Here is a 7,695-nt window from a genome sequence, read left to right on the forward strand (position 1 = left end):
AACAGGCAATCCGCCAATTTATTATCGTGCTGCGCTGAATTTGACCGATGAAGACAGAGCCAAGTTAGAAGCTGAGGGGCGCAAGCCACACTGGCGGTTCAAGCTTGAGGGCAAGGAAGTGCATTTTGATGATGTGGTGCGCGGCGATCAAAAAGTAAACACAGACACCATGTCTGACCCGGTGCTTATTCGCGAAGACGGTACTTATCTCTACACATTGCCATCCGTGGTGGATGATATTGAAATGGGTGTGACCCACATCATCCGTGGCGAAGATCACGTGACCAATACAGGCGCACAAATCGAATTGTTCGAGGCGTTGGGCGCAACAGCACCCACATTTGGGCACCACAATTTGCTAACCGACGCAACAGGCGAGGGCTTTTCAAAGCGCAAAGGCTCTCTATCAATCACCAACCTTCGTGAATCAGGGGATGAATCCCTAGCCGTTGCATTGATTGCAATCCTAACAGGGACAAGCCAACCTGTTGCGCCACATGCCTCACTTGAAGAGCTGGCACAAACATTTGATGTTTCAATGGTGTCACGCAGCTCCGCGCGGTTTGATCCAGCTGAACTTGATACGTTCAACGCGCGCATGGTGCATCACTTGAGCTATAATGACGTGAAAGATCGTTTGAATGCGCTCGGCCTAGAAGACGGTGAAGCGCTTTGGAACGCAGTGCATGAGAATTTGGAAAAGTTCGGCGATATTGTGCAATGGAGCGAACTTGTTAAAGGGCCTGTCAAATCAGTGATTGCAGATGAAGATCGTGAATTCATTGATGCGGCGCGCGAGCAATTGCCAGCCGAGCCATGGGATGAAAACACGTGGGGCGAATGGACCAATCAACTCAAAGCAGAAACCGGGCGTAAAGGCAAAGGCCTGTTTATGCCACTGCGTTTAGCATTGACCGGTCAATCACACGGCCCTGAACTTACGACCCTGCTGCCGCTACTGGGGCGTAAGGCGTGTCAGGACCGACTAGCCTAACCAGTTTTTCACCAATGGTGACCACACGATGGTCGCCATTGGTTTGCTGGGGAATCGCCACGTTCGTGCTTTCGCCATCGCGCTTCGGGCGGGGTCGGGGTAAAGGCACATAGTTTGCAACAGCCACTTTTATTTCTAGCGTTTGGCGTGGATCGCGCCGTGGCAGCGGGAAACTGATGTCGCCAAATGAAATCACTGCCTGTGAAAAATCATCGCCTTCTGCGGCTTGGATGATCCCATAGACTTCAGTTTGTTTGACGTTGCAGGTCGCATCATACTCACGACGATATTTGAACGCATTTGGACTGTCGGCATACCGTTGGCCATTTAAATTCACCATGTCGTCAGGCGTGCCCCCACGATTGCTGTAATAATATAGCGAAACCTCGCCAACGCCGGCTTGAGATTCGCACACACCAGCATCCGTATAAAGATAGTCTTTGACGGTAGAAAAACTCACAGGCCAATAGTAGCCATCACAAGTTCGCGCGCAGACCGAACGATATGTGGTCACAGAGAAATCGTAAAAATCACCGTCGTTGATCCGGTCATCACCGCCGCCGAATAAGCGCTCAAAGAGCGTTTTGCGTTCTGGTTTTGCCTCTGTCCGGCTAACTGAGCCGCTTGAGCGATTGCTACAACCAAATCGCGCATATTGCTGCAACGCAGCTTCGCGGGCCGCGGCCACTTGGCTGCCTTTTTTGACCCGAGCGACGGCATTTGAATAGTCTTTTCTTTCGCGTTGTATCTTGCGGGCGATAGAGCGACACGCGCTATTTAGGCGTCCGCCAGCGTTTAAGACTTTTTGACAGCCACCGCGTACAAATTCACTTTCCCATTTTTTGATTTCGGAAAGCGCCGCGCGTGCTTTTGCGTCATTTTCTTGCCCGTCGCGAAAATCCGAGTTGCGTTCATACGAGCGAATCTTACGTTGCAACGAGTTGCAGCTGTCCGCCTGCGCAAATGCGGTTTCGACGCCGCCGAAACTCATAACCAGGGCAATGGTAATTGCTAGAATGCGCTGCACGAATCTACTCACAGTGTTCAAATTGTTGCCGGTAATTCATCAATCTGCCATTTTGAGGGCAATGATTTAATGTACTTGGCACAAGCTTCTCAAAACCGTATTAAATTTAACTCAATTATTCTGCATCGAGAAGAAATTATGAAGCTTGCAACTTTGCGCAATGGCGCCCCTGACGGTCAACTGGCCATCATTTCCCAAGATCTTACCAGATTTACCCAAGCCAGCGCCATCGCGTTAACGCTTCAATCTGCTTTGGATCAGTGGGATCAGGTGTTGCCGGACTTGCAAGCACTCAGTGATCAACTGAATGCAGGTCACATCGCCGGAAAACCCTTCGATGCTTCAATGGCGATGGCTCCGCTGCCACGGGCCTTTCAATGGATCGATGCCAGCGCCTATATGAGCCACCTTGAGCGCGTGCGTTCTGCAACGGGTTCCAAAGATGCAGAGTTGCAGGATGATCGTCCGATTATGTATCAAGGCGGCTCCGATACACTTCTTGGCGCACATGACGATGTTGTGGTGCCAGCTGATGATTTGGCGGTGGATTTTGAAGCTGAACTCGCCGTTATTCTAGGGCCTGTTGCAATGGGCGCGACCGCCGAAGCGGCTGCCTCTGCTATTCGCTTAATTACCATTTGCAATGATGTTTCGCTTCGCCGCTTGGTGGCTGACGATTTGCAGGGCGGTTTCGGTTTTTTTCACGCAAAACCGTCTTCGAGTTTTGGACCCATTGTAGCAACGCCAGACGAATTCGGCGCGGCTTGGGACGGCAAAAAGCTGTCGGGTAAATTGCAGTCACGCATCAATAGCGTTTTGGTGGGGCAGCCACGAACAGAAGTGGATATGCTGTTTGATTTTCCACGCTTGATTTCAGAAGCAGCTCGCACCCGCAATCTTGGGGCAGGGACCATTCTTGGGTCCGGCACGGTTGCCAACACCCATGATGAGGTGTTGCCGATTGGATCAGATGGCATCGGCTTTTCATGTATTGTTGAAGCCCGCACAGCGGAAAAGCAAAAGAGCGAGAAGGCCGTGACGCCGTTCCTAAAAGAAGGGGACGAAGTGGCTATCCGTTTCGTCGCAGATGATGGCTCAACACCGCTAGGTGAAATCAAACAGATCATCCAAATTAAAGCCTAAGCAATTTTTCTTGCAATTAGTAACAAATGAAACTATTTTATCCATATAGTTACGAATGAAACTAATTTGGAGGCAATTATGAAGATCGAACAAATCCACCACGTCGCCTATCGCTGCAAAGACGCCAAGGAGACCGTTGAGTGGTACACGAAGATGCTCAACATGGATTTTGTTTTGGCCATTGCCGAAGACCATGTGCCCTCAACACATGAGCCGGACCCCTATATGCACCTGTTTTTGGATGCGGGAAATGGCAACGTGTTGGCCTTTTTTGAATTGCCCACCAAGCCTGAAATGGGTCGTGATGAAAACACACCAATTTGGGTGCAGCACATTGCGTTCAAAGTGAAAGACCGCGAAACACTAATCGAATTCAAAGAGCATCTCGAGGCCAACGGTGTTGACGTGCTGGGGGTAACTGATCATTCGATCTTCCACTCAATTTACTTCTTCGATCCCAATGGTCACCGCGTCGAACTGGCTTGCCCCGATCCAAAAGAAGAAGAGTTGCTTAAGCGTCTGGATGGCGTGAAATGGGAAATGCTTGAAGAATGGTCAAAAACCAAGAAAGCGCCCAAACACGCTGATTGGTTGCACGCAAAAGAGTTGCAAGACGTCTAGCATTTGCCGCAATTGTACGCTTACCTCACAAACATGTGAGCGGCTGTGATCTCGCCGCTCACGATTTGCACTTGGCGCAATCTATTTCAACTGCTTATGCTAAGTGACGTTATTTTGAGGGATAGGGAGTACATAATGAAGTTCAAAATTGTATTGGCCGCGGTTGCAGGTCTTTCGCTTGCTTTTGCTGGCAGCGCAATTGTTGCCGACGAAGACCCGATTGCAGCACGCCAGTCCGCCATGAAATCCATGGGCGCTGCGCTTAAAGCGGGTGATGTTGCTGCAGTGGCCCCATTGGCTGCACAGCTAAAACTGCTGTTCCCTGAAGGCTCAACAAGCGAGAAATCTGAGGCGAGCCCAAAAATTTGGGAAGAGTGGGATGACTTTATCGCCATTCTCGACAAACTCGAGGCAGACTCAACTGCAGGCGCAGCCGTTCCAGTAATTGGCGGAAGCTGCAAAGCTTGTCACGATAACTACCGGGTTAAAAAGGGCTAAGGCTCCTTTTACAGAACGGATAAATTCTGAAACGTCGCCTTTGGCGGCGTTTTTTTGTTTCTGGCTTGATTTTTCTCAACACCCCATGCAAAGTGCGCGCACTATGATGAACCAAAACGCAATCTGCATTATCGGCTGCATTATTATTCGCTAATTTCAAATTGGCGGCGTGGTTCTTTCTTTGACATTTTCAGACAGATTTGACCTCGCTGCCCAACGGGCAAACACGCTTTATGGTTGAGGCAAATGACTGATATCCAACTTTACAACACACTCACGCGGACCAAAGAGAAATTCGTCCCAATCGACGAAACCAACGTGCGCATGTATGTGTGTGGCCCAACGGTCTATGATTATGCCCACATTGGTAACGCGCGGCCTGTCATCGTATTTGATGTGCTTTATCGCCTGTTGCGCCATGTTTATGGCGCTGAGCATGTGGTCTATGTGCGCAACATCACCGACGTTGACGATAAGATCAACGCGCGCGCAGTTAAAGAACATCCCGGTATGGAGCTAAACGCTGCCATTCGCGAAGTGACAGAGCGCACCGCAAATCAATACCGCAAAGACATGTTGGCGCTAGGCAATCTGGACCCAACCATCGAACCACGCGCAACAGACAATATTGCTGAAATGATCACTCTGATAGAAGTGTTGATCGAAAAGGGCCATGCCTACCTTGCAGGCGGCGAAGTGTTGTTTGACGTCACATCAATGCCCGACTACGGCAAATTGTCCAACCGCAATCTGGATGACATGCAAGCAGGCGCAAGGGTTGAAGTGGAAGCCCACAAAAAGAACCCAGGTGATTTTGTTTTGTGGAAGCTTTCGGACGAGAACCAACCCGGCTGGGATAGTCCTTGGGGTCGGGGCCGTCCGGGGTGGCATATCGAATGCTCTGCCATGTCTGAGCGCTATATCGGCAAGCATTTTGACATCCACGGCGGTGGCATAGATTTGGTCTTCCCCCACCACGAAAACGAAATTGCCCAATCCCGTTGCGCCCACGGCGAAAGCCATATGGCAAACGTGTGGATGCACAATGGGTTCTTGCAAATCGAAGGCGAGAAGATGTCCAAGAGTTTGGGCAATTTCTACACCATCGCTGACTTGCTCGAAACAGACAGATTCGGCGGACGGGTATGGCCCGGCGATGTGTTGCGTCTTGCCATGCTGATGACAAACCATCGAGAGCCGATCGATTTCACGAAAAAGCGACTTGAGGAAGCCGAGAAAAACCTCAATCGTTGGCAATCAACAATGCTTAAATTGGGCTTGCACTTTGGAGAAGAAAACCGCGAAGAATATCAAGCGCTTGGTCCGTGCTCTAAATTGTTAGCACATTTGGCAAACGACTTAAACATGTCCGGCGTTTTGGCCGAATTACACCGCCACGCTGGTGGTGACAAAGAGCATAATGCACGACGCCTGTTTGGGTCGTTACAATTACTAGGCTTGGTGACATTTGACAGCATGAAGGCTTTTGAAGAAGCGCAGAATGCTGAGCCAACCCACGAAAACGCAGATCAGATTGAAGCCAAGATCACCGCGCGCCTTGAGCATTTGAACGCAAAAGAATGGGGCGAAGCAGACGCCATTCGTGATGAATTGGCGGAAATGGGCGTAAAGCTGAAAGATGGCAAAGACGATGCGGGCAACCGGATCACAAATTGGGAGTTGAATTGATGGCCGAGACAATTCACAGCGGGGGATGCCAATGCGGTGCAGTGCGCTTTCAGGCGCGTGGTGATGATTTCTTGTCTTCCATTTGTCATTGCCGCATGTGCCAAAAGCAAACCGGCGGCTATTTTGGTGCCTTCGCCACATTTAAAGATGACAAAGTGACGTGGACGCGCGGAGAAGTGAGCTATTTTGTGAGCTCAAGCATTGCCAAACGCGGGTTCTGTAAAGGTTGCGGCACGCCATTGACTTACGAATGGCATGGCGACGGTATTTCGCTCGCCATTGGGGCGTTCGACAATCCAAATCTCGTTGCACCCAATAAACAACTAGACGTCGCCGCGCGTATCAAGAGTTTTGATACCCTGCACGAATTGCCTGTTGTCGAAGAGGCTGCAGATTTCAAAGAACAACAAGCAAGCTTAAAAAACCACCAACACCCCGACCACGACACAAACACTTGGCCAGAAGAGTAATTATGACCAAAGAACGCCTCTATCTGTTTGACACGACCTTGCGCGACGGTGCGCAAACCGCTGGCATCGAGTTTTCTGTTGAAGACAAGATTACGATTGCCAAATTGTTAGACGGCATGGGCGTTGACTATATTGAAGGCGGTTACCCCGGTGCCAATGTTGTGGACACCGAGTTCTTTTCCAAAAAACGCACTAAAAATGCAGTTTTCACAGCATTTGGCATGACCAAACGGGCAGGGCGTTCTGTTGGCAATGATCCGGGTTTGCAGGGCCTACTGCAGAGCGAAGCGCAGGCCATTTGCTTTGTTGCCAAAGCGTGGGACCGCCAAATTGAATTGGCGATGGGCATCAGCTTGGATGAGAACCTACAGTCAATTGATGGCTCCGTTCGCGCTTCCGCTGAAACCGGGCGCGAAACGATTGTTGATTGTGAACACTTTTTTGATGGCTACAAATCCAACCCTGAATATGCGTTGAACTGCGCGAGAACCGCCTTTGAAGCAGGCGCGCGCTGGGTTGTATTGTGCGACACAAATGGCGGCACCATGCCCAGCGAGGTTTTCAACATCGTTGAAGCGGTGCAAAAGGTTGTGCCGGGCAAAAGCCTTGGTATCCACGCCCACAACGACACCGAACAAGCTGTTGCCAACACTTTGTCTGCAGTGCGCGCTGGTGTGCGCCATGTTCAAGGCACTTTAAACGGCATCGGCGAACGCTGTGGCAATGCAAACTTAATCTCCGTCATCCCAACGCTGGCCTTAAAAGAGCCATTTGCCTCAACAATTGAAATCGGCGTTTCACCAGATCAACTGGTGGGATTGACCACAGTCTCCCGAGGGTTTGATGAGTTGCTCAACCGAGCGCCTGCGCGCCAAGCGCCATATGTAGGTTCTTCCGCTTTTGCCACAAAAGCGGGTATACATGCCTCCGCCCTGCAAAAAGACCCTTCCTGCTACGAGCATATTGAGCCTGAAACGGTGGGCAACCAACGCAATGTGATGGTGTCGCAGCAAGCGGGAAAATCAAACCTGCTTACGGTCCTTGCACGGTTTGGAATCGAAGTAGAAAAAAACGATCCCCGATTGGATGGACTGTTGCGCGCCGTCAAGGAACGCGAAGCGCGCGGCTATTCATATGATGGGGCAGATGCTTCGTTTGCCCTTTTGGCACGTAAAACGCTGGGCCAAGTGCCTGAATACTTCCGCGTTGACAGTTTCCGCACCTCTGTTGAACGTCGCTTCAATGCACGTGGT

General features: G+C 50.5%; 8 protein-coding genes. 7 read left to right on the forward strand and 1 reads right to left on the reverse strand.

The features are described from left to right. Window positions 1-994, forward strand: a 994-nt coding sequence (locus Q0231_RS05875) for a glutamate--tRNA ligase family protein (protein WP_299346246.1), incomplete at its 5' end; no start/stop codon positions are given. Here the strand turns inward: Q0231_RS05875 and Q0231_RS05880 are convergent. After that, on the reverse strand, window positions 939-2,021 hold the full coding sequence (locus Q0231_RS05880; protein ID WP_299346249.1) for a DUF2865 domain-containing protein: 1,083 nt from the start codon (window positions 2,019-2,021) through the stop codon (window positions 939-941). The two genes, Q0231_RS05875 and Q0231_RS05880, sit on opposite strands and share 56 nt — an antisense overlap. A gap of 138 nt (window positions 2,022-2,159) precedes the next feature. Between Q0231_RS05880 and Q0231_RS05885 the strand changes: the two genes are divergently transcribed. The 6 genes from Q0231_RS05885 to cimA all read left to right on the forward strand — a co-directional run. After that, the gene (locus Q0231_RS05885; RefSeq protein ID WP_299346252.1) at window positions 2,160-3,164 is read left to right on the forward strand and encodes a fumarylacetoacetate hydrolase family protein; all 1,005 of its coding nucleotides are present in this window, start codon (window positions 2,160-2,162) and stop codon (window positions 3,162-3,164) included. 78 nt (window positions 3,165-3,242) lie between these two features. After that, on the forward strand, window positions 3,243-3,785 hold the full coding sequence (locus Q0231_RS05890) for a VOC family protein (protein ID WP_269392170.1): 543 nt from the start codon (window positions 3,243-3,245) through the stop codon (window positions 3,783-3,785). Window positions 3,786-3,920: 135 nt separating this feature from the next. Next, on the forward strand, window positions 3,921-4,283 hold the full coding sequence (locus tag Q0231_RS05895) for a cytochrome c (protein ID WP_299346256.1): 363 nt from the start codon (window positions 3,921-3,923) through the stop codon (window positions 4,281-4,283). Between the two features lie 246 nt (window positions 4,284-4,529). Further along, entirely contained in the window at window positions 4,530-5,972 is a 1,443-nt protein-coding gene (gene cysS, locus Q0231_RS05900; RefSeq protein ID WP_299346259.1) for a cysteine--tRNA ligase, read from the forward strand. Then, the gene (locus Q0231_RS05905; protein WP_299346262.1) at window positions 5,972-6,442 is read left to right on the forward strand and encodes a GFA family protein; all 471 of its coding nucleotides are present in this window, start codon (window positions 5,972-5,974) and stop codon (window positions 6,440-6,442) included. Before cysS ends, Q0231_RS05905 begins: the two co-directional genes overlap by 1 nt. A gap of 2 nt (window positions 6,443-6,444) precedes the next feature. Further along, a partial coding sequence (gene cimA, locus Q0231_RS05910; protein ID WP_299346265.1) for a citramalate synthase occupies window positions 6,445-7,695 on the forward strand: 1,251 nt, incomplete at its 3' end.

The sequence above is a fragment of the uncultured Maritalea sp. genome (assembly GCF_937139385.1).
In the GTDB taxonomy this organism is placed as follows: domain Bacteria; phylum Pseudomonadota; class Alphaproteobacteria; order Rhizobiales; family Devosiaceae; genus Maritalea; species Maritalea porphyrae_A.